Source organism: Paenibacillus sp. PSB04, from assembly GCF_025809195.1.
Taxonomy (GTDB): Bacteria; Bacillota; Bacilli; order Paenibacillales; family Paenibacillaceae; genus Paenibacillus_AQ; species Paenibacillus_AQ favisporus.
This window is the reverse complement of sequence record NZ_CP081301.1, coordinates 24,197-45,044: the sequence shown is the minus strand read 5'-3', so window position 1 is coordinate 45,044 and position 20,848 is coordinate 24,197. Positions and strand designations below refer to the sequence as shown.

General features: G+C 52.7%; 20 protein-coding genes. 16 read left to right on the top strand and 4 right to left on the bottom strand.

The window, feature by feature from the left end:
- Positions 1-221 precede the first annotated feature (221 nt).
- The 11 genes from K2F33_RS00200 to glnA all read left to right on the top strand — a co-directional run bounded on the left by K2F33_RS00200 (position 222) and on the right by glnA (position 12,361).
- Positions 222-767 carry a 3D domain-containing protein gene (locus K2F33_RS00200; protein ID WP_116232664.1) on the top strand — a complete coding sequence of 182 codons (546 nt, stop codon included), beginning with the start codon at positions 222-224 and terminating at the stop codon, positions 765-767.
- Between the two features lie 198 nt (positions 768-965).
- Positions 966-1,142, top strand: a complete 177-nt coding sequence (locus K2F33_RS00195; RefSeq protein ID WP_163878701.1) for a hypothetical protein — start codon at positions 966-968, stop codon at positions 1,140-1,142.
- A 215-nt stretch (positions 1,143-1,357) separates the two neighbouring features.
- Complete coding sequence (liaF, locus tag K2F33_RS00190; RefSeq protein WP_212982711.1) at positions 1,358-2,464, top strand: cell wall-active antibiotics response protein LiaF; 1,107 nt, start codon at positions 1,358-1,360, stop codon at positions 2,462-2,464.
- A gap of 4 nt (positions 2,465-2,468) precedes the next feature.
- A complete protein-coding gene (locus tag K2F33_RS00185; RefSeq protein WP_212982712.1) occupies positions 2,469-3,482 on the top strand; it encodes a HAMP domain-containing sensor histidine kinase in 1,014 nt (337 codons plus the stop codon).
- A 44-nt stretch (positions 3,483-3,526) separates the two neighbouring features.
- Positions 3,527-4,183, top strand: coding sequence for a response regulator (locus K2F33_RS00180; protein ID WP_076170641.1), 657 nt, complete (start codon positions 3,527-3,529; stop codon positions 4,181-4,183).
- Between the two features lie 135 nt (positions 4,184-4,318).
- The gene (locus K2F33_RS00175) at positions 4,319-5,986 is read left to right on the top strand and encodes a S1C family serine protease (RefSeq protein ID WP_263880699.1); all 1,668 of its coding nucleotides are present in this window, start codon (positions 4,319-4,321) and stop codon (positions 5,984-5,986) included.
- Between the two features lie 144 nt (positions 5,987-6,130).
- Positions 6,131-6,820, top strand: a complete 690-nt coding sequence (locus tag K2F33_RS00170; RefSeq protein ID WP_076170639.1) for a response regulator transcription factor — start codon at positions 6,131-6,133, stop codon at positions 6,818-6,820.
- A gap of 3 nt (positions 6,821-6,823) precedes the next feature.
- Complete coding sequence (locus K2F33_RS00165) at positions 6,824-8,275, top strand: sensor histidine kinase (protein WP_263880698.1); 1,452 nt, start codon at positions 6,824-6,826, stop codon at positions 8,273-8,275.
- Between the two features lie 47 nt (positions 8,276-8,322).
- Entirely contained in the window at positions 8,323-9,279 is a 957-nt protein-coding gene (locus K2F33_RS00160) for a 4-hydroxy-3-methylbut-2-enyl diphosphate reductase (RefSeq protein WP_263880697.1), read from the top strand.
- A 338-nt stretch (positions 9,280-9,617) separates the two neighbouring features.
- The gene (gene aroF / locus K2F33_RS00155) at positions 9,618-10,676 is read left to right on the top strand and encodes a 3-deoxy-7-phosphoheptulonate synthase (RefSeq protein WP_145946913.1); all 1,059 of its coding nucleotides are present in this window, start codon (positions 9,618-9,620) and stop codon (positions 10,674-10,676) included.
- Positions 10,677-10,936: 260 nt separating this feature from the next.
- Entirely contained in the window at positions 10,937-12,361 is a 1,425-nt protein-coding gene (gene glnA, locus K2F33_RS00150; protein WP_076170635.1) for a type I glutamate--ammonia ligase, read from the top strand.
- Positions 12,362-12,937: 576 nt separating this feature from the next.
- Here glnA and K2F33_RS00145 read toward each other — a convergent pair.
- Positions 12,938-13,081 carry a hypothetical protein gene (locus tag K2F33_RS00145; protein WP_263880696.1) on the bottom strand — a complete coding sequence of 48 codons (144 nt, stop codon included), beginning with the start codon at positions 13,079-13,081 and terminating at the stop codon, positions 12,938-12,940.
- A 501-nt stretch (positions 13,082-13,582) separates the two neighbouring features.
- On the opposite strand from K2F33_RS00145, the gene serC reads away from it, so the two are divergent.
- The 3 genes from serC to K2F33_RS00130 all read left to right on the top strand — a co-directional run bounded on the left by serC (position 13,583) and on the right by K2F33_RS00130 (position 15,753).
- Positions 13,583-14,671 (top strand): 3-phosphoserine/phosphohydroxythreonine transaminase, encoded by a 1,089-nt coding sequence (gene serC / locus K2F33_RS00140; protein ID WP_116232185.1) that lies wholly within the window; start codon positions 13,583-13,585, stop codon positions 14,669-14,671.
- Positions 14,672-14,830: 159 nt separating this feature from the next.
- Positions 14,831-15,295 carry a tRNA (uridine(34)/cytosine(34)/5-carboxymethylaminomethyluridine(34)-2'-O)-methyltransferase TrmL gene (gene trmL, locus K2F33_RS00135; RefSeq protein WP_076170633.1) on the top strand — a complete coding sequence of 155 codons (465 nt, stop codon included), beginning with the start codon at positions 14,831-14,833 and terminating at the stop codon, positions 15,293-15,295.
- Positions 15,296-15,498: 203 nt separating this feature from the next.
- Positions 15,499-15,753 carry an AbrB/MazE/SpoVT family DNA-binding domain-containing protein gene (locus K2F33_RS00130; RefSeq protein ID WP_076170632.1) on the top strand — a complete coding sequence of 85 codons (255 nt, stop codon included), beginning with the start codon at positions 15,499-15,501 and terminating at the stop codon, positions 15,751-15,753.
- A gap of 351 nt (positions 15,754-16,104) precedes the next feature.
- On the opposite strand, the gene K2F33_RS00125 is transcribed toward K2F33_RS00130, so the two are convergent.
- Complete coding sequence (locus tag K2F33_RS00125) at positions 16,105-17,172, bottom strand: phosphodiester glycosidase family protein (protein WP_089545744.1); 1,068 nt, start codon at positions 17,170-17,172, stop codon at positions 16,105-16,107.
- Positions 17,169-17,582, bottom strand: coding sequence for a hypothetical protein (locus tag K2F33_RS00120; protein WP_412974030.1), 414 nt, complete (start codon positions 17,580-17,582; stop codon positions 17,169-17,171). Before K2F33_RS00120 ends, K2F33_RS00125 begins: the two co-directional genes overlap by 4 nt.
- 292 nt (positions 17,583-17,874) lie before the next feature.
- Between K2F33_RS00120 and K2F33_RS00115 the strand changes: the two genes are divergently transcribed.
- Positions 17,875-18,531, top strand: a complete 657-nt coding sequence (locus K2F33_RS00115) for a response regulator transcription factor (protein WP_076170630.1) — start codon at positions 17,875-17,877, stop codon at positions 18,529-18,531.
- Positions 18,532-18,628: 97 nt separating this feature from the next.
- Positions 18,629-19,852, top strand: a complete 1,224-nt coding sequence (locus K2F33_RS00110; RefSeq protein WP_263880694.1) for an aminotransferase-like domain-containing protein — start codon at positions 18,629-18,631, stop codon at positions 19,850-19,852.
- Here the strand turns inward: K2F33_RS00110 and K2F33_RS00105 are convergent.
- A complete protein-coding gene (locus K2F33_RS00105; protein ID WP_076170628.1) occupies positions 19,849-20,625 on the bottom strand; it encodes a DUF2161 domain-containing phosphodiesterase in 777 nt (258 codons plus the stop codon). The genes K2F33_RS00110 and K2F33_RS00105 overlap by 4 nt on opposite strands.
- Between the last annotated feature and the right edge of the window lie 223 nt (positions 20,626-20,848).

Genomic DNA, 20,848 nt, shown 5'->3' with positions numbered 1-20,848 from the left:
TTCTGTTTGGCATGCTTGCAGGGGCGCCCAAGATGTATGCGGCATCCTTCTCGCTGCTGGAGAGTGACGGGGTTACGGGGAATGAAAGTGCAAAGAGTCCGATGCTGGCGGCCAATGACTATTATCAAAAGCCGTTAAAATATGCAACGAAGCCGGAAATGTTTCAGGTGGTTGATTTGAAAAAAAGGGCGGCACAGAACGTATTTAAGCAAAATGAGTTTATGCCCAAGTATACGGCCAAGGCGGCTGTTCCCGCGATCGGCAAAGCCGAGGTTAAGCCGCAGCAGGAGGCGGGTGCCGTTAAGGAGCCGTCCATGCCGGTCTTGATGCCGCGACAGGAGCAGGTTATCCGCAAGGTCAAAGTCACAGCCACTGGATATACCGCGGGTTATGAATCCACGGGCAAACATCCGAGCCATCCGTCATACGGCATTACGTATTCCGGCGTAAAGGTGCGCAGGGACAAAAATACGATTTCGACGATCGCGGCCGATCCGAAATGGTTCCCGCTCGGAACGATCCTTTATGTGCCAGGCTACGGTTATGGTGTTGTTGCGGATACCGGTTCGGCCATCAAGGGCCGTAAGATCGACCTGTATTTCTCCACGACCAAGCAGGTGTATAAGGAGTGGGGGAAAAAAGAGGTGGACGTGTTTGTGATCAAACGGGGGAACGGCAAATGCAGCGAGGAAATGCTGCAGACGTTGGGAAAAGCGATCCAGACGTATAAGACCGTCCCGGCTTCGCTGCTGGATGAAGCGGTGTGAACTTAATAAAGAAGCCCTGGGCCCGGAACGCGGTGCTGCAGGGCTTTTAATGTTTTTTTCGGTGCCATACATGTATCGTTTTCCATTCTTCAAATTTGCCGTAGAACGGTATAAATTCCAGGAGGCTTCACATACTACGACAGGGGTAAAGCGATGCTTGGATCCCCGGCCAGACAAGCTACAGGGAGGTGAAACCAAATGCAAAAGAAACAAAGCAGCAACTTCAAAACGCCAAACGAAAAGTTTGATGAGGAGTTTGCAGAAATCGGAAACGAGAGCGCAACTTCCACGCAAAAGCAAAAAGTACAAAGCAGCAATTTCAAAACACCTAACCAAAAGTTTGACGAAGAATTTAAACAAAACGATCAACAATAATCATTCTTTCGTCAATTTTTCTAAAGCACCCGCTGAAAAGCGGGTGTTTTATTTTTATATGGAAAAAAAAGTAATGCGTCTCGGTCTGGGGACTGAGAACAGGATCATTCCGCCGCCGCTGTCGGCCTGGCCGCCATTATTGTACACTGATATCAGATTCGCAAGCGATGCGAACTTTATAGGATATGAACAATGGAGTTAAAGGAGATACGGTTATGCAAAAAAAATGGGTGGACCGCCTTTTTGGAGGCCTGGTGCTGATTGCGATCGGAGTTGTATTTTTGTTGAATCAGCTCGGATATATCGACGTCAGCTTCTGGGGACTGGTCGGAGATTACTGGCCGGTGATTCTGGTTGTTTTGGGGCTCAAAGAGCTGGCTAAGGGCCGGCGCTCATTCTTTGGCGGGGCGATCCTGCTCCTGATCGGGGCTTATTTCCTGGGCCGTAATCTGGGATGGCTCTGGATCTCGCCAGGCAATCTGTTTAAAATCATCATTCCTGCGCTGCTGATTATCGGCGGGCTGTATGTCATTTTCAAACCGAATGACCGGACCCCTCCGCCAGCCGACAAGCGCCGTCCCGAGGAGCCTGCGTTTACGCCGGAACCTCCGGTACCGCCGGAGCCGGTAGAGCTTGACGGTTCGTCCCTGGACCGGCAGTTTGAGGAAAAATTTGGCATTCCGTACAGCAAGGAGAAGGGACCGCAGGGCGTTCCGCCGAAATCCTCTTATGAGGAAGACGTTGATATGGACGATTTGGATTCGGACGATGACGACGAAATGGACCGGATGAAGAAGCACTACAAGAACAAGTACAAGCGGCACTACAAAAGATACTACAAGCATTACGCCAGAGAGGAAGCCCGCCGGGGCGGACCGTTCCGTGAGCCGGAGGATCATGATTGGGACCACCACGGCCCTTTCAGCGAATCCGACCACGACGGGAAAATCAACAAGTCCTCTTTTATCGGGGATATTTATCTCGGACACGATTCCTTTCAGCTGAAGCCGACCAACCTGTCCCAATTTATCGGAGACACGGTACTGGACCTGACCCGGGCGCATATTCCTTATGGGGAGACCAAAATCAACATCTCCGCGTTTATCGGCGATATCAAGGTGTACATCCCGGACGATACCGATCTGGGCGTCACGGTGAACACAAGCTCCTTTATCGGGGATATGTCGGTGCTGAACGAATCGCGGAGCGGATTTGCGGGCAACATTTCGACCCGTACGCCGTATTACAAGGAAGCGCGCAAAAAAATCAAAATTAACGTCAGCGCGTTTATCGGTGATATTAAAGTAAACAAAGTAGGTTGATCGTATGAAAAGTATCATGAAAAATACCAAATGGATGCTGTTGTTTTACTTTATGCTGACCGGCCTTCTGATGACGGCGATTTTCTATATCGGCAGCGACAGCGGATATCTCGTTATTAAAGGAACCTGGGTATGGATTTATTCCTGCCTGGGGTTTCTGCTGTTGTCGATCATCATCGGATACATGGCCGGACAGCGGATTCAGAGGCGCATCGATGTGCTGGAGCTTAACATGCTGCAGGTTTCCAAAGGAAATCTGTCGGTACGGATTGGCGAAACCGATGACCCGACGTTTGCCCGGCTCTATCATGAGTTCAACAATGTGATGGATTCCATTGAAAAGAAAATGGAGCTGCTGCAGCGGATGGGCGAGCAGGAAGTCATCGAAAAGGAAAAAGCCGCGGAATCGGCTGTTATCGAGGAGCGACGGCGGATGGCCCGGGATCTGCACGATACCGTCAGCCAGCAGCTGTTCGCCATTCATATGTCGGCGTCGTCGCTGCCGAGGGTGCTTGAACGGAACGAGGAGCAGGGCAAAGTCGTTATGGAGCAGCTCATTACGATGTCCCAGATGGCCCAGAAGCAGATGCGGGCTCTGATTGCGCAGCTTCGTCCCGTCGAGCTGGAAGGCAAGAGTCTGGCTGAAGCGCTGGAAGTCTGGTTCCCGGACTACTGCCGCCAGAACGGCCTCAAAGGCATGAAGGAGGTCGAACTGAAGGGCAGCCTGTCGGAAGCAATCGAGCATCAGCTGTTTCTGATCATTCAGGAAGCGGTGGCGAATATAGTGAAGCATGCCCACGCCAGACTGGTCAGCATGTCGCTTCGCGAAGAGAGCCGGCAGGTGGTGCTCAGCATCAGTGACGACGGCCAGGGTTTTGACTCGATTCCGCACAGACCGGGATCGTACGGACTTTCAACGATGCGGGAGCGGGCCGAGAAGCTGGGCGGACAGGTCGAAATTATGAGCCGCCAAGGCGCGGGTACGACCATCCGTGTACATATACCGAAGTTTACATAAGCTTATCTTGAACGGTTCATCAATACAGGCAGGGGGAAATCGAAATGGCAGAGAGCGTGAAGGTGGTCATCGTGGATGATCACGATATGGTCAGAATGGGACTGAAAACATATTTGATGCTGGAGCCTTCCTTTGAAGTGATCGGGGAAGCAGGCAATGGCAAAGAGCTGCTGGACTGGCTGGACCAGCGGCCGCAGGAGGAGCATCCCGATCTGGTGCTGATGGATCTGATGATGCCGGTGATGAACGGTGCCGAAACGACGCGGGCCGTTCTGGCGAAATACCCTTCGATCAAGATCGTCATTTTGACTAGCTTTCTCGAAGACGATCTGGTGGTGGACGCGGTGGAAGCCGGAGCTGTCAGCTACGTGCTGAAGACCGTATCGGCCGACGAACTGATCTACGCGCTGCAAGGGGCCAACCGGGGTATGCCGGTCATGACGGGGGATGTGTCCCAGGCGCTGACTAGAGGCATCCGCCAGCGGACCGTTCAGGGGGATTCCACCGGGATGACCGAACGCGAGAAGGAAGTGCTGCTGCTCGTCGCCGAAGGCAAAAGCAACAAGGATATCGCTGAGGAGCTGCATATCAGCATCAAAACAGTTAAGACCCATGTGAGCAACCTGCTGATGAAATGCGAGCTGGAAGACCGGACGCAGCTGGCCATCTACGCCCACCGCAAAGGATGGGTGCAGTCATAGCCTTTCCCGACATGTTTTATCTGCTTTTTAATTGTTTTTAATCTGTCATTAAGGTTTATAGTACATGATATAAACAGTTAAACAATATCCCTTACGGAACGCTATAAATCAGGGAAAGCAGGAGGCATGAATCACATGGACGAAAGAAACAGATTTGGCCAGCCGGAAGATTCGTTTGATCAAGAGCCAACAAAGCGTGAGCAGCCGTCTTCCGATTCGAATAATTCATCTTATTACTATTCTTACGGGCCGTTTAAGTCCCTTGGAAAAGACAATAATACAGAGCATCCAGGCAGTGAGTCCTCCGACAGGCCGCACTCGGAGGAAGTGGAGATTACTCCTCCGAATCCGGTCAGACAGCTTCCGGTAACCTCCAGCCAGTACCACAGCTCCGGCGAGTCCGGCAGCCCCGGACGCAGCGGAGGTTCGGGTGGCGGTGGCGGTAACAATGGCGGCAGCAACGGCGGTAACTGGCAGTTTAACCAGCGTCCGAAAACCTCGGTAAAAACGGTGCTGATTTCCTTCCTCGCCGGCATGGTTGTCATCACCGGGCTGATGTTTACGGCGGATCGCATGAATCTTTTTACGCCTAACACGTCGCTCACGTCCGAAACAGCCACAACGGTGTCAGCTGCGGCCGACAACAGCGAGCCTACCGGGAAGGCGAATACGACCTCGCTGCCGCTTTCGAAACCGACGGATGTATCCGGGGTAGTGCAGGAAGCGGGCCCGGCGGTCGTTAAAATTGAAACGCTCGTTAAACAGAGCAGCCGCACCAATTCTCAAAGTAATCCTTATCTGAACGATCCATTCTCCTATTTCTTCGGAGACCAGTTCGGCGGCGATTCGGGTTACGGCGGATCGGGATCGGATTCCCAATCCCAAGGCTCGGGTTCGGGTTCGAATCCTTCGCAGCTCGTTCCTTACGGCATCGGTTCCGGCTTTATCTACAACAAGGAAGGTTATATTCTGACCAATCAGCACGTGGTCGAGAACGCCGACGTCATTCAGGTAACCATCGAGAACGACGAGAAGACCTACGAAGCGAAGCTTCTGGGCAGCAGCAAAGATCTCGACCTTGCCGTTCTGAAAATCGAAGGCAACAACAACTTCCCGACAGTACCGCTCGGCGATTCTTCGAGCCTGAAAGTCGGTGAGCCGGTTGTAGCGATCGGTAACCCGCAGGGCTTTGACCATACGGTAACGACTGGTGTACTGAGCGCTCGCGAACGTTCCATCGATATCAGCGAGGAATCGGGCAGCGGCACACGCAAATATCAGCATCTGCTGCAAACCGACGCATCGATCAACCCGGGTAACTCCGGCGGACCGCTGCTCAACCTGAGCGGCCAAGTCATCGGCATGAACGTAGCCGTCAGCGCCGATTCCCAAGGCATCGGCTTCGCGATTCCGACGAGCACGATCAAGAATGTCGTCGACAAGCTGGAGAAAAACCAGGAAATTCCGAAGGATCCGGTTCCGTTTATTGGCGCCTCTTTGATGACGTTGACCGAAGAAGTAGCTAAACAAATGGACACCGATGTAAAAGAAGGCTCCGTTGTCGCCGAGGTTGTCTACAAATCCCCGGCATACGAAGCGGACCTCCGCCCTTACGACATTATTACCGGCGTGAACGGTACGGCTTATAAAACCAATTCCGATCTGACCGCGTTTATCCAGAAACAGAAGGTCGGCACGAAAGTGACGCTGAACATCGTCCGCAACAACAAGAAGATGGACCTGCAGGTCACTATCGGCGACAAAAATAAATTCACGGACAACAGCGCGGTCAGCGGCCAGTAAACCATACGCTACGAGATGACAGCGGAAGGGAACTCCCTTCCGCTGTTGTCGTACCATGGTGCAAAGGAAAATGTTCACTGCTACAATAAGAAGCAGAGGCTTGTGCCATGATACAAGATAAAGAGATAAAGGAGTAGTCCGTTAATGCGATCGAAAATTTTGATTATTGACGATGATGAAAAGATCATTTCCATGCTGCGCAGGGGGCTGGCATTTGAAGGGTACGACGTCATTACCGCTAACAATGGGGCAGAGGGACTGAAGGTCATTTTGAACGGGGAGCCCGATATCGTCGTGCTGGACGTCATGATGCCGCAGGTGGACGGATTTGAAGTGTGCCGCAGGCTTCGGGAAGGCGGCAGTCAGGTGCCGATCCTGATGCTCACCGCCAAGGATGAAATCGAGCACCGAGTCAAAGGGCTTGACCTTGGGGCGGACGATTACCTCGTCAAGCCGTTCGCGCTGGAAGAGCTGTTGGCCCGGGTGCGCGCGCTGCTGCGGCGGAAGCCGGGGCAGGAGGAGGCCGGCGACCACCGGTTGACCTATGAGGACATCGTGCTGGACGTCGACTCCCGGGAAGTGCTGCGCGGCGGCAAACGCCTCGAGCTGACGGCCAAGGAATTTGAGCTTCTTCATTTGTTTATGCAAAATCCGAAGCGGGTGCTGTCCCGCGACTTAATTATGGATAAAATCTGGGGTTACGATTACAGCGGTGAGTCCAACGTGCTGGAAGTGTACATTGCGATGCTCCGTCAGAAGACGGAAGAACACGGAGGGAAGCGTGTCATTCAAACGATCCGCGGCGCAGGTTATATCCTGAGAGGGGATTCATAAGAGATGTCCATAAGATTGCGCTTGACCGCCTGGTATACCGCCATTCTGGCCGTAACGCTGATAGTGTTCGGTTCGGCGGTCTATGGGGTCGTCCATTATAATACGTATAATTCCGTAAGAGAGCGGCTGGCCCAGCAGTATAACAAAATCAAGCCATCCCTGGTTTTGAACTGGAATAGTAATTATTTGAGTTTTTCGGCGCCTTCCGATTTGGCCTCGCAGACTTTCGTGCAGATGATTGATTACGTCCATAATAAATTATCCGTGTCCGAAAAACTCGGAGAGCAGAAAATTAAATTCCCTTATCCCGATTACGATCACGCGGTGAAAGAGCAGGGTTTTAAAACCGTGTATATCCAGGGAAATCCTTTTTATTTATACCAGGGTGTCATTACGGAAAGCAGTACCGGCCAGGTGGTTGCAATGCTTCAGGTAGCCATTTATACGGGGCATGAAGTGGAACTGCTGACCCTGCTGAGGAATATTCTGGTCATCAGCGCAACAATCATGATCATCTTAGCCTCCTCGCTCGGTCTGTTCCTGGCCCGCAAATCCATGAGCCCCATCGGCAACGTCATCGAAGCGGCGAGCCAGATCCAGAACGGCCAGGACCTCAGCGTCCGCATCGATTACGACGGGCCCCAGGACGAAGTCGGACAGCTGATCGACACGGTCAACAGCATGCTGGGACGGATGGAGGGCTTTTATAAAAACCTCGAGGAATCTTACGCGACGCAGCGCCGATTCGTATCCGACGCGTCGCATGAGCTGCGGACACCGCTGACGACAATCCGCGGCAACGTGGATCTGCTGGAGAAAATGTGGTCAGACGAGGAAGGAGACCGTCCGAAGCTGGACGAAGCGACGCTGAAGCAGATGACTCGGGAGGCCATCAGCGACATTGCCGACGAATCCAAGCGGATGAGCCGGCTCGTCGGCGACATGCTCTCTCTGGCCCGGGCCGACACGGGACGGACGTTTGACAAGCAGCCGATTCCGCTCGAAATTCTCGTGGAGGAAGTGGCCAGAAGGGCCCAATTCCTGCCGCGGCAGGCCGATTGGATTACCGGTGACTTTTCGATCCTGAACGGCGTCTATGTCAACGGCAATAAGGATTATATGCAGCAGATGCTGTTCATTTTTATTGAAAACGCATTTAAGTATACACCTGAAGGCCAAGTGACGTTTGACGCATTGCTGTATGAAGATCAGGTGGGCATCCGGATTGCCGATACGGGCATCGGCATGGACAAGGACGAGGTGCCGTATATCTTTGACCGATTCTACCGTGCGGATCAGTCCCGCGGCATGACGGAGGGCATCGGGCTGGGCCTGTCCATCGCCAAATGGATTATCGACGAGCTGAACGGCTCGGTCGAGGTCGTTACTCGTCAAGGAGAAGGTACGACCTTCATTATCTGGCTGCCGGTCGTCTTTCCCGTCCCTTTGGAATAGGGTATAATGGTTAGGTTAAGGCATGCCAGAGAAAGCAGGTGAAAGTCATGGAAGTGATTAAAATTTCGCCCCGGGGGTACTGCTACGGCGTGGTCGATGCCATGGTGCTGGCGCGTCAGGCGGCCCAGAACCTGGACCTCCCCCGGCCGATTTATATATTGGGCATGATCGTGCACAACAGTCATGTCACGAATTCTTTTGAAGACGAAGGGATCATCACGCTCGACGGACCGAACCGGATGGAGATCCTGAACCAGGTGGACAGAGGCACGGTTATCTTTACCGCCCACGGCGTTTCGCCGGAAGTCCGGAAGCTGGCCCGGGACAAAGGTCTTACGACCGTTGACGCGACTTGTCCGGACGTCACCAAGACTCATGACCTGATCCGCGAGAAGGTGGCGGAAGGGTATGAGGTGATTTATATCGGCAAGAAGGGCCATCCCGAACCCGAAGGCGCCATCGGCATTGCGCCGGATCACGTTCATCTGATCGAGAAGGAAGACGAGATTGCCAATCTGCGCATATCCGCCTCCCGCATCATCATTACGAACCAGACGACGATGAGCCAATGGGACATTAAGGCCATTATGAAAAAGCTGCTGGAGCTGTATCCGTCCGCCGAGGTCCACAATGAGATCTGCCTGGCCACCCAGGTGCGGCAGGAAGCGGTCGCGGAGCAGGCTCGACAAGCGGATCTGGTGATCGTTGTCGGCGACCCGCGGAGCAACAACTCCAACCGGCTGGCTCAGGTCTCCGAAGAAATTGCCAACGTCAAGGCTTACCGGATTGCCGACATTACCGAGCTGAAACGCGAATGGCTTGAAGGCATATCCAAAGTGGCTGTCACTTCCGGCGCTTCCACGCCGACCCCGATCACCAAGGAAGTGATCGCATATTTGGAACAATACGATCCGGAGAATCCGGATACGTGGGAAATCAAGCGCACAATCAATATGAAGAAACTGCTTCCGCCCGTAAAAGCGGCAGGTAGCACCAAGGCGTAATGACGAATGAGATGAAGCGGGGCTTCCATTTAATGGGACCCTGCTTCTTTTTTTTTCTAGACCATGATGATTTGCTGCCCCTGATATGATCTGGCCCTACAGAAGAAAATAGACCAGATCGGTGGGGGGAGGATGCCCATTTTAGATTTAGGGTTGACGGATAGGTGGATTTCCGATATAGTTGCTTTAGCGGATAAAAGCTTAAAAGCGAAAACGCGTTTAAGCGTATTAGTGAAGTGAGAGGCGAGAACGGTAGACCAGATAAAGATACCGAATCATTTGAAAATATACGAGAAGCGTGCGCTGAAGCGAGGCGCTTCACAGGAGGAATGATAGCCATGATCGTAATTACATCCAATACGACTCCGGAAGAACAAATTGCGGATATTGTGCGTGTGATTGAGAAGGAAGGACTGCAGGCTTCTGTTTCCAAAGGCGCAGACCGGACGGTCATTGGGCTGATCGGTCAGGTCAACCCGCAACTTGCTGAGCACCTGCGTCAAATGAAGGGAGTAGAGAATGTAGTGAAGATTACCAAATCATACAAATTGGCAAGCCGTGATTTTCATCCGGAGAACACGGTGATCAAGATAAAAGGTGTGGAAATCGGCGGCGATGAGCTTGTCGTCATGGGAGGACCCTGTGCGGTTGAATCCCCCGAGCAGATCGATGAAATTGCGGGCTTGGTGAAGGCTGCAGGCGGACAGGTGCTGAGAGGCGGGGCCTTCAAGCCACGGACAGGACCATATAGCTTCCAGGGGATCGGTGTCGAAGGTCTTATTATGATGGCTGAAGCCGGACAAAAGCACGGCCTGCTGACCATTACGGAAGTCATGACACCGGAATACGTAGATATCTGCGCCGAATATGCCGATATTTTGCAGGTGGGCACGCGGAATATGCAGAACTTTGACCTGCTGCGCAAGCTGGGAACTTGCGGTAAGCCGGTACTGCTCAAGCGCGGTTTCAGCGCCACCTACGATGAGCTGCTGAATGCGGCTGAGTACATCCTTGCGGGCGGCAACCCGGACGTCATGCTCTGTGAGCGCGGAATCCGTACATTCGAAAGCTATACCCGCAATACGCTGGATCTGTCGGCTATTCCTGTCCTGCAGCAGCTGAGCCATCTGCCGGTCATTTCCGATCCGAGCCATGGCACGGGCCGCAGAGAGCTGGTAGAGCCTATGTCCAAAGCCTCGGTTGCAGCTGGGGCTAACGGACTGATTATCGAGATGCATACAGACCCGGACAATTCGATGACCGGAGACGGCGTGCAGTCGCTGTTCCCGGACCAGTTCGCCGCGCTTCTTAAAGACCTGGAGAAGCTGGCTCCGCTCGTCGGACGCACATTCAATACGTCCAAAGCGCCTGCTGAGGCCTTTAAAGTAGGGGTATAATATTTCCCCGGTAATACCCGTATAACATCTAAGCCTGCCGGCTGATTTTCCCCAGAAAATCGGTGCGTGCAGGCTATTTGCAATTAGTGCAAATAAAGTGTTGAAAAGTGTAAGGATACCTCACACCATTTTTAAAAATACCTTACATACATATTGACGATGTCAGGTTTGAAGTTTTATAATGACGACATAAATCATTAGATACTGAACGTTTACGTTTTAAATGCGGGGAAATGTTCGGAAATTGGGAGGAAGAGAGCATGTCGGTTGAAAACGTATTAAAAACAATTCAGGAGAAAGCAATTGAGTGGGTGGATTTCCGTTTCGTAGATTTGGCTGGCCGTGCGCATCACATTTCTTTGCCTGCCTCTGAAGTGGATGAAGAAACGTTCGTGAACGGGGTTGCGTTCGACGGCTCTTCCATCGCCGGTTTCCGGGGAATCGAGGAATCGGATATGGTTATGATGCCAGATCCGGAATCGATTTTTGTCGATCCATTCACCGCTCATCCGACACTGAACATCATGTGTAACATCAACACGCCGGACGGCGAGCGCTATGAGCGCGATCCGCGCAGCATTGCAGCCAAAGCCGAAGAGTATCTGCAACAGTGCGGCGTTGGTACAGCTGCCTTCTTTGCACCTGAATCCGAATTTTTTATTTTTGACGACGTCCGTTACGAAAGCGGCATGAACAGTTCTTCTTACTTCGTGGATTCCGAAGAAGCTTCGTGGAACACGAACCGTAAAGAAGAAGGCGGCAACCTTGGCTTCAAAGTACGCGTAAAAGGTGGATACGTTCCTGTTGCACCGGTCGACACCCAACAAGACATTCGCAGCGAAATGTGTCGTTTGCTGGAAGAAGCCGGCCTCCGCATCGAGCGTCATCACCATGAAGTGGCCACTGCAGGCCAAGCGGAAATCAATTTCCGTTTCGATACCCTGAAGAAAACAGCGGATAACCTCTTGCTGTACAAATACATCGTTCACAACACAGCTCGTCAATACGGTAAAGTGGCTACTTTCATGCCAAAACCGATCTTTGGCGACAACGGAAGCGGCATGCACGTTCACCAGTCCATCTTCAATGGCGACGAGCCTTTGTTCTATGAAAAAGGCGCTTATGCGAACCTGAGCGAAATGGCGCTGAACTACATCGGCGGTATCCTGTACCATGCTCCGGCCCTGATTGCCATCACGAACCCGTCGACAAACTCCTTCAAGCGTCTGGTTCCTGGCTATGAAGCACCGGTTAACCTCGTGTTCTCGAAAGGTAACCGTTCCGCAGCGATCCGTATTCCAGTCGCCGCTGTAACGCCTAAAGGCTGCCGCATCGAGTTCCGTACGCCGGACTCCACGGCGAACCCATACCTGGCCTTCTCGGCTATGCTGATGGCCGGTCTGGACGGTATCAAGCGCAAAATCAATCCGGTTGAGCTCGGATACGGACCGATGGACAAAAACATCTATGAGCTCTCCGACGATCAAAAAGCGGAAATCCGCAGCGTACCGGGCACCCTGGACGAAGCATTGGACGCTCTGGAAGCTGATTACGACTTCCTTCTGGAAGGCGGCGTATTCACCAAAGAATTCATTGATAACTTCGTTAGCCTGAAGCGTGCTGAAGCGAAAGCCGTTTCGATCCGCGTGCATCCGCACGAGTACGGTCTGTACTTCGACTGCTAATTCGTATCAAGAAATGGCTGCCCTCTCCGGTCAGGGATGACTGGAGGGGCAGCCTCTTTGTTTGAGGGAGGGGAGCGCTCCGCGTCCACCGCATTCCTCCACTCGCGTGTTGGGGGCGCTCCGCAGCCACCGCATTCCTCCACTCGCGTGTTGTTTTCCCGTTTCTTGAACTAGCCGCTGTTTGCGGTAGAAACGGGAAAACAAAGGCGACCGCTGCGCTGTTCCGGAATTGCGGTGTCCGCTCCGCTAAGCAGGGGAGTAAGTGTGGGCGGTTCAGAGAAGCAGTTGTGCTGGTGCCTTCACGATGAGGTGATTTGTCTGCCAAAGAGAGCCAAGCCTGCATGCGGCAGCATATGCTATGCCGGGCCAGCGTTCGCGTCCATCGCATTCTGGGAGCGCTCCGCGTCCACCGCATTCCTCCACTCGCGTGTTGTTTTCCCGTTTCTTGAACTAGCCGCTGTTTGCGGTAGAAACGGGAAAACAAAGGCGACCGCTGCGCTGCTCCGGAATTGCGGTGTCCGCTCCGCTAAGCAGAGGAGTAAGTGTGGGCGGCTCAGGGAAGTAGTTGTGTGGTGCTCAGGGAGACAACACGTCAGCAGCCTCTACGAAGAGGGTGATGTGTCTGGCAAAGAGAGCCAAGCCTGCATGCGGCAGCGTATGCCATGCCGGGCCAGCGTTCGTGTACACTGCATTCTGGGAAGCGCTCCGCGTCCACCGCATGCCTCCACTCGCGTGTTGTTTTCCCGTTTCTTAACTAGCCGCTGTTTGCGGTAGAAACGGGAAAACAAAGGCGACCGCTGCGCTGCTCCGGAATTGCGGTGTCCGCTCCGCTAAGCAGAGGAGTAAGTGTGGGTTGTTCGGGGAAGCGGGCTGTGTTGTTCAGAGAGGCAGGGCTGCAGGTAGCTCATGAAGCAACGCTGTCAGCAGCGCTCCGCGTCCACCGCATTCTGTGGGGGCGCTCCGCGTCCACCGCATTCCTCCACCCGCGTGTTGTTTTCCCGTCGAGGGTCCCCTGGCTGGTTCTGACGAAAACTGTCGACTTTTGATCTGCCATTTCCTGCAGTGCTTTACTCCGTTAAATAAACTGTGTTAAAGTAATAGATAAAAACAAACGTCCGCAAGGCGTCATACTATGTGCTTTTTTGTACTTGATGGCCTTTGGGAATACTGCTATCATTGCCATATTATCATTCGCTATAAGAGAGAGGATGGGGAGTTGTTTTGACAAAGAGAGCATACAATTTTAACGCCGGCCCTGCCGCATTGCCGCTGGAAGTGCTGGAACGCGCACAAGCTGAATTCGTGGATTTCCGGGGGACAGGGATGTCCATCATGGAGATGTCGCACCGCGGCAAGGTCTATGAGGAAGTCCATAACGAAGCGCAAAGCCGTCTGCTGTCCCTCCTGGGCAATCCTTCGGGATACAAGGTGCTGTTTCTGCAGGGGGGTGCCAGCACCCAGTTTGCGATGGTGCCGATGAACTTTCTGACAGCCGGCAAGACCGGAAGCTATGTCTTGACAGGAAGCTGGGCCAGCAAAGCGGAGAAGGAAGCACGCTTGATCGGGGAGACGCATATTGCCGCTTCTTCGGAGAACAATAAGTTTATGTCGATTCCGGATCTGAGCAGCATCGAAATTCCGGAAAATGCCGCGTACCTGCACGTAACGTCCAATGAAACGATCGAAGGCAGCCAGTACCAGCAGTACCCGGATACAGGCAGCGTACCGCTGATTGCGGACATGTCCAGCGACATCCTGTGCCGCGAGTTCGACGTGAATCAGTTCGACTTTATCTATGCGGGAGCGCAAAAGAACCTGGGACCTTCCGGCGTAACGGTCGTCATTGCCCGGGAAGAGCTGCTGGCCGAGTCGCCGAAGCATATTCCGACGATGCTGCGCTACAGCACGCATGCGGCGAACAACTCTCTTTACAACACCCCACCATCCTTTTCGGTATACATGGTCAACGAAGTGCTGAAGTGGATCGAAGAACAAGGTTCACTAGCCGGCGTTGAGAAGATCAACCGGGAGAAAGCCGGCTTGATTTATGATACAATAGACAGCAGCGAAGGCTTCTACCGCGGACCGGTAGAGGCGGGCAGCCGCTCGATTATGAATATTACATTCCGTCTTCCTTCCGAAGAGCTGGAGAAGCAGTTTATTAAGGAATCGGAACAGGAAGGTTTTGTAGGTCTGAAGGGACACCGCAGCGTCGGCGGTCTGCGCGCTTCGATTTACAATGCCGTTCCTTATGAGAATGTTAAAGCACTGGCTGATTTTATGAACCATTTTCAAAAGAATCATGGGTAATGAAGCCTGAAGCCAGAACATCCATGAGTGAAGCGCCTTTCGCCGTTAGCCGGCGAGAGGCTTTTTAAACTTTAGCAATATCATTTGAACTAAAAAGGTGAAGCATGATTAGCCTTTAGTTCATTTTGTATAGAAAATGAATGGAGTGGAAAACGATCTATGGCATTGCACATCGTACTTGTTGAACCTGAAATTCCCGCGAATACCGGCAATATCGCCAGAACCTGCGCAGCGACGGGAGCTCACCTGCATCTCGTGAAGCCGCTTGGTTTTCGCACCGATGACGCGACGTTAAAGCGCGCGGGTCTGGATTACTGGTATGCGGTTCATATTGAATACCATGAATCTTTTGCAGAGGTGCAGGAGATGTACGCCGGCCGGCGTTTCTTCTATGCGACGACAAAAGCCGACAAACGATACACGGACTTTCAGTTCCAGGATGAGGATTTTCTCGTGTTCGGCAAGGAAACGAAGGGACTTCCGGAGGAACTGCTTGCCGCCAACCCTGATACGTGTATGCGCATGCCGATGACGGATAAGGTCCGGTCGTTGAACCTGTCCAATTCGGCGGCGATCATCGTGTACGAAGCGCTGCGGCAGCTCGATTATCCGGGGATGGAATAAGGACTGCATTTGGATACAATACACGGAAAAATTCAGCTTCTAAAATAAAGTAATAAAATTTTAATCCGGAGCAGGATTCGACATCGTCACATCGAACTATTAGAAAAGACCCATATTTCTGGATTGGAAAGTATGAATAATGATCACAGGGGGTACTTTCTAATCACTTTACATTCGATTAGTCATAGGGAGAGGTGTTGAACATGAAACCTGCCGGTGTTGTACGCAAGGTAGATCAGCTCGGAAGAATCGTCCTGCCGAAGTCACTTAGAAAACGTTATCAGATGAACGAAGGAGATCCTGTCGAGATTCTGGTGCAGGGGGACCACATCATTCTGGAACGTTACCGTCCGAAATGCGTGTTTTGCGGTTCGATGGACGAAGTGACGGAATTCAAAGAGCGGTATATTTGCGGCCAGTGTCAATCCGACATGCTGCAATTGCAAAAGCATGCATAACATTCATTTGGGCATCACGAGTTTTCGTGGTGTTTTTCTTTTATAGCCAGATCTGTTAATAACCTGGTTCGCTTAAATGGATCAGGTTTCCATGAAAAAAGGCTTCCTATACAGGAAGCCTCTTCGGCCTTACAGTCCTTTAGTTTTATCATCGTTATAAGCTGCGGTTAGGATGCCGACCAGGAACATTAGCAGCACCACCATACAAATCCAAAAAGTTAATGAGAACGACATTTAAGGCCACCTCCCGCTGAACTACCATTGCTCAATAAGCCTATTATACCCACACTTGCTGGAAAAATAAATGAATTCGTCATTTTGTTCATAATTTTTTTGCAGCTTAAGGATACATTATTTATAAAATAAAAAGTTGGTCGGGACCGGGCGCATGCTGCCGTCCGACGGGTGGTTGACCACCCTGCCGTTCAGCACCAGGGTCGAAGAGCCCCCGCCATCCAGATTATAGGCATCGATGACGCCGAGATGGAACATTTTACTCTGCAGCTCTTGGAGGGTGGCTCCCGAGCTGCCGTTTTCGTTGCGCCCGTCCACGACGATGATCAGCAGCTGGTCGTCTTTGTATTTGCCGATCACGGTCCGCGGCGCACGGTTGGGAGACTGCTTCCACTTGAGCGGGATTTCAACGGGCTGGCCGTTTTTTAGCAGCATCGGCACGAAGGTCGCCCCGAATTTGGGCTGCAGGCGGTCCAGTTCGGATTGATTCTGGAACTTGCCGCCGATAAGCTTGCCGGATTTGTTCAGCCCCACGAAGAAGAGATCCTTGAAGCTGGACTGGAATCCCGTAAGATACTCTCCATTCATGACGGTGGTGCTGAGCGGATAACGCTTGCCGCTGGTGTCGGCAAATCCTCCGGCATTGATCCCGGCCACGGCCCCGTGCCGGCTTACGGCCTGCATCGTCGTTTCGGAGCTTCCCAGCTTGTCCTTGGCAAGACTCATGCCCATGGCAGAGGGATCCTTGAGCTTCACCTTCATGGCATATCCATTGTACACACCCGGGTTGACCTTGTAGAGCTCGATCCGGATTCGTTCGCTATCGACGCGTTCAATAGGGGCGCCGAGCTTGGACGTAATCCGTTTATTGTAGATGAACTCGGGACGTCCGGCTTGTGTTTTGGCCGTCGCTTCGATCGCATTCATCGCTGAAGTCGTCTGCTTGTATAGTCTGGACGTCTTGCTGATGGACGAAATGGTTACTTTCACAGTTTTGTCGGCCTTGTCCAGCTCCTTCAGCAGCGAGTCGGTATGCGGCTTGAGCGTATCTGCCGGAACGTACGCTGCGGTATCGACCTGGATATGTAGGGGACCTAGGCTGAACAGCAAATAGATGAACAATCCAACGAACGGAGCGGTCACGAGCAGAAAAAAGCGGTTGATCTGTTTGATGCTTACATTCATTTGAGCAGATCCATCTTTTTCTGCAGCGTGTCCAGCTGTTTCTTCACTTCGTTCAGCTGGGTGTACAGCTTGTTGCTGTTATCGGTTTTGCTCGTGGCGTTATCCTTGGTGAACGTCAGCAGTTCGTTAAAGGACTGCACCTTGCTCTCCAGCTCCTTAACTTGCCCCGCCAGTTCGTTAAACTGAGCCTCGTAACTTTTTTTCAAATCGTTCATCTGGTTTTCCGTACTTGCCTGAAGCTGCTTTATCATTTCCTGTTTCACATGATTGCTATATAAATAGGCAGCGCCGATGCCCATTACAATCAGCAGTATCCATATCAGGAGCACGAACTTGACGGAGGGTGGCTTCTCCCTCTTGGGCTGGTTTCCGAATGGTGCGGAAGGCCCTGTCGAAGTTTGCAATGTCATCACCTCGGTTTTCGTTGAATTTTTTCCAGTCCCCATTCTATCATTACCCTATTATTTTCGCAAAAATGAATACAAGTCATAAAAATACCTAAAAATAGATTGCACGAAATAATAGGGGTGCGATACAATCTGTTTAAGACTGATAGATTTATATTATACATAACCGTTTAGCGAGCCTTGATATGAAAATAGAAACGTCTTAAAACAAGCGTTTAACGCGCTTGTGAGCGGAGGAGAAACGCTGCTGTACTTTATATTCAATAACGATCAGTACCAGGAGGTTACCATTGAAATGACGAGAGTTTGGCGGGTTGTGATTATCGATAGCCACCCCACAAGTATGCTGGGCACCAAGTTGATACTGGAGGAACGGGAGAATCTGAAGGTAACGGGGATGGCCTCAACCTGGGACGAAGGATTGGTGCTGGTGATCGAGCACCAGCCCGATCTGGTTCTGTTGGACTACCAGATGCCCGAGGGAACGGCGGAACCGCTGCTGGAGAAGCTGAAGAGCAGTTCTCCGGAGAGCCATGTCCTCATCTTGACGGATCATGACGGTTTGAAGCTGCTGCATCCGATCATTCATCACGGGGGAAGTGGGATTTTGTCGAAACAGGCCTCGGCCTCCCAGCTTATGCTGATGATCGACGGGCTGCGCGAAGGCTTTGCCGCCCTGCCGATTGAATGGCTGAAGCAGGGGATCTGGCAGATGCAGGCGGCTCCCTCGGCGGAAGGGATGTTTGATCTGACCGAGACGGAGATTTTTATTATGGAACGGATCGTACAGGGGATTACCTACGATAAGATCGCAACGGAAATTACCGTCAGCCGAAGATCCATCGATAACTACCTGCGCAAAATTTACGTCAAGCTAGGGGTGTCCACACGGGCCCAGGCCATCGAAAAATTTGCGCTTCATTCACGTCAGAAGCGAGCGATGTACATTTGAATACGGCATAATTCCATGCGTCTCTGAATACATACTTTAGGGTTGCAAATTATATAGAGAGACCGAACCCAATAAGAGATAAATGGGAGGAGAGACCATGCAGTATTCCTTTGCGGCCCGTACGGAGGTCATGCTGTCGTCACCGCTTCATCTCATCCGGTCCTTGGCAAATCGGGAATCCTTCATATCTTTTGCAGAGGAGCTTCCGGCCGAAGAGTTATTTCCCGTATCTTCCCTGGAGGCAGCAGCGGCAGCAGTGATTTCGAATAGTCCTACGGCACTTCAGTATGGGGAGCCGCAGGGCTTTTTGCCGTTGCGCGAATGGTTGTCGGAGGACTGGAAGCGCACCAAGCGCATTGATGTGGGTCCGGATCAAATTCTGCTGACGACCGGTGTGCAGCAGGCAATGGATCTGCTGGCCCGCGTCTATGTGGAGCCAGGGGACCGCGTGCTTGTGGAAAGTCCGGCTTCGCCGGGATACTTGCAGGTGTTCAAGATGCAGGGGGCTGTCGTTATTCCGGTGGACAGCGACCAGAATGGCCTGATTCCGGAACGTTTGCTGGAACAGATTGAGCGGACGCAGCCGAAGCTGCTGGTAGCCTCACCGAATTTCTCCAATCCGACGGGGGTCCTCTGGAGCTTAGAGCGGCGTAAGGAAGTGCTTGACCTGTGCAGGGAGCACAGTATCCTCATTATAGAAGACAATTCTTACGGGGAACTTTATTTTGAAAAGTTATCGCAGCGGGAATTCACCAGTCTGTACCCCTCCCTGTTTGCGCTGGACGGCTCGGGCAGCGGACAGGGGGTGCTCTACATCGGTTCGTTCAGCAAAACGATCGCCCCGGCGCTGCGTACGGGCTGGGCCGCCGGAAGCCGGCCGCTGATCAATATGCTGGCTGCCGCCAAGCAGCTGGCCGATTGGCAGTCCAGCACGCTGAACCAGCGCTTCCTGCACAACATGCTGGAATCCTCCGCTTTCGATATTCATGAGCATATCAAAATGCTGAACCGCGAATACGACACCCGCCTGAAGCTGATGAACGGGCTGCTGCAGCGGCCGGCATGGCAGGATGCCAGCTACGTCATCCCCAAAGGGGGCATGTTTATCTGGCTTCAGCTGCCGGATGGGCTGGACAGTCTGGCCCTCTTGAAATGCGCCTTGGGTAAGGGCGCAGCTTTTCTCCCCGGCACGCTGTGCTACCCGGACGGGCGGGGAAGCGGCTGGATTCGGCTGAATTTCACTCACCCCGGCCGTGACGAGCTGCTGCTGGGCATGAATCTGATCGGCGAAGCGATCGGCGAATTTACGGCGCGCAGCTAAGTCTTTTTGCGGCGAGAGGCACGCGCCGGCGTGGCCGTTTCCACAAGAGCGGGCAAACTGGATGCCCCCGTCTCCAGGATGCCGGCATAGCGCTCCAGATCGGCGGTGCCTGCCGGCGTCAGGAGGTAGCGGCCGCGGGAGATCCGCTGGAACCAGCCGTAATAGTTGTTCTGCAGGATGGCCGCTGCATTCGGCACGCCGCTTTTCTCCCGCAAATGCGCGGGCGACAGGCCGCCTTCCGGTGCGCCTGCGAGGGCGCCTGCGACGCGAAGCGCTTTTTCCCGGTAAGCCGTCATCAGCTTCGCCCGGGTGGTGCCGCCGACGTTATAATCGCCGCTGCGTTCGCGGAATTCGTAGAGCAGCCGGGACTTGCGGACTTTCATCCTGCGGGTTGGCACGTAAGGCGTTCCCGGCTCGCAGAGGACTTCCACCAGCGGCTTCTTGGTTTTATAGAAGGTGACGGTGATCAGACCGACGCCCAGCCTGCGGCATAAACCGGTGATGTCATCCCAGCGCTGGTTCACGGCACCCCGCTTGCTGCGGTTGCGCTCCACCGCCAAATATACATGAGGGCTCAGCTTGAGACGTTCGACTCCCTGCAGCAGCAGGGAGAGGTTGAACGTCTTTTTCATTTCCACGATCAGCGGCTCTTCCTCATCCGGATGCAAGCCCACCAGGTCGCAGTGGCGAACTTCGCCTTTGACCTCGTAGCCCTGCCGCTCAAAAAAAGCCTTCAATGGCTCGTAAAGTTCGGTTTCATGCTGGACGGACATGTTCAGGCTCTCCTTCTGCGGTGATCCGCTTCTGAATTCTTTGTTCATTATATCATTTCAAATGAAGAACCCGAATCCTAAGGGCAGATATCCCGCCGGGAAAGTCGCAGCACCCTTGCTTTTATAGAAAAAGACAATCTGACATGGGCGAAAAAAGAGGTCAACTAATCCCACGGTCCCGCATAGGTATGTAATACACTTTTTAAGAATCGATGGGAGCAGT

Bases quoted from the DNA above. Each gene is read 5' to 3' on its own strand.
- K2F33_RS00200 (WP_116232664.1), top strand. From the start codon at position 222: ATGCCCAAGTATACGGCCAAGGCGGCTGTTCCCGCGATCGGCAAAGCC.
- K2F33_RS00195 (WP_163878701.1), top strand. From the start codon at position 966: ATGCAAAAGAAACAAAGCAGCAACTTCAAAACGCCAAACGAAAAGTTT.
- liaF (WP_212982711.1), top strand. From the start codon at position 1,358: ATGCAAAAAAAATGGGTGGACCGCCTTTTTGGAGGCCTGGTGCTGATT.
- K2F33_RS00185 (WP_212982712.1), top strand. From the start codon at position 2,469: ATGAAAAGTATCATGAAAAATACCAAATGGATGCTGTTGTTTTACTTT.
- K2F33_RS00180 (WP_076170641.1), top strand. From the start codon at position 3,527: ATGGCAGAGAGCGTGAAGGTGGTCATCGTGGATGATCACGATATGGTC.
- K2F33_RS00175 (WP_263880699.1), top strand. From the start codon at position 4,319: ATGGACGAAAGAAACAGATTTGGCCAGCCGGAAGATTCGTTTGATCAA.
- K2F33_RS00170 (WP_076170639.1), top strand. From the start codon at position 6,131: ATGCGATCGAAAATTTTGATTATTGACGATGATGAAAAGATCATTTCC.
- K2F33_RS00165 (WP_263880698.1), top strand. From the start codon at position 6,824: ATGTCCATAAGATTGCGCTTGACCGCCTGGTATACCGCCATTCTGGCC.
- K2F33_RS00160 (WP_263880697.1), top strand. From the start codon at position 8,323: ATGGAAGTGATTAAAATTTCGCCCCGGGGGTACTGCTACGGCGTGGTC.
- aroF (WP_145946913.1), top strand. From the start codon at position 9,618: ATGATCGTAATTACATCCAATACGACTCCGGAAGAACAAATTGCGGAT.
- glnA (WP_076170635.1), top strand. From the start codon at position 10,937: ATGTCGGTTGAAAACGTATTAAAAACAATTCAGGAGAAAGCAATTGAG.
- K2F33_RS00145 (WP_263880696.1), bottom strand. From the start codon at position 13,081: ATGCGGTGGACGCGGAGCGCTTCCCAGAATGCAGTGTACACGAACGCT.
- trmL (WP_076170633.1), top strand. From the start codon at position 14,831: ATGGCATTGCACATCGTACTTGTTGAACCTGAAATTCCCGCGAATACC.
- K2F33_RS00130 (WP_076170632.1), top strand. From the start codon at position 15,499: ATGAAACCTGCCGGTGTTGTACGCAAGGTAGATCAGCTCGGAAGAATC.
- K2F33_RS00125 (WP_089545744.1), bottom strand. From the start codon at position 17,172: ATGAATGTAAGCATCAAACAGATCAACCGCTTTTTTCTGCTCGTGACC.
- K2F33_RS00120 (WP_412974030.1), bottom strand. From the start codon at position 17,582: ATGACATTGCAAACTTCGACAGGGCCTTCCGCACCATTCGGAAACCAG.
- K2F33_RS00115 (WP_076170630.1), top strand. From the start codon at position 17,875: ATGACGAGAGTTTGGCGGGTTGTGATTATCGATAGCCACCCCACAAGT.
- K2F33_RS00110 (WP_263880694.1), top strand. From the start codon at position 18,629: ATGCAGTATTCCTTTGCGGCCCGTACGGAGGTCATGCTGTCGTCACCG.
- K2F33_RS00105 (WP_076170628.1), bottom strand. From the start codon at position 20,625: ATGTCCGTCCAGCATGAAACCGAACTTTACGAGCCATTGAAGGCTTTT.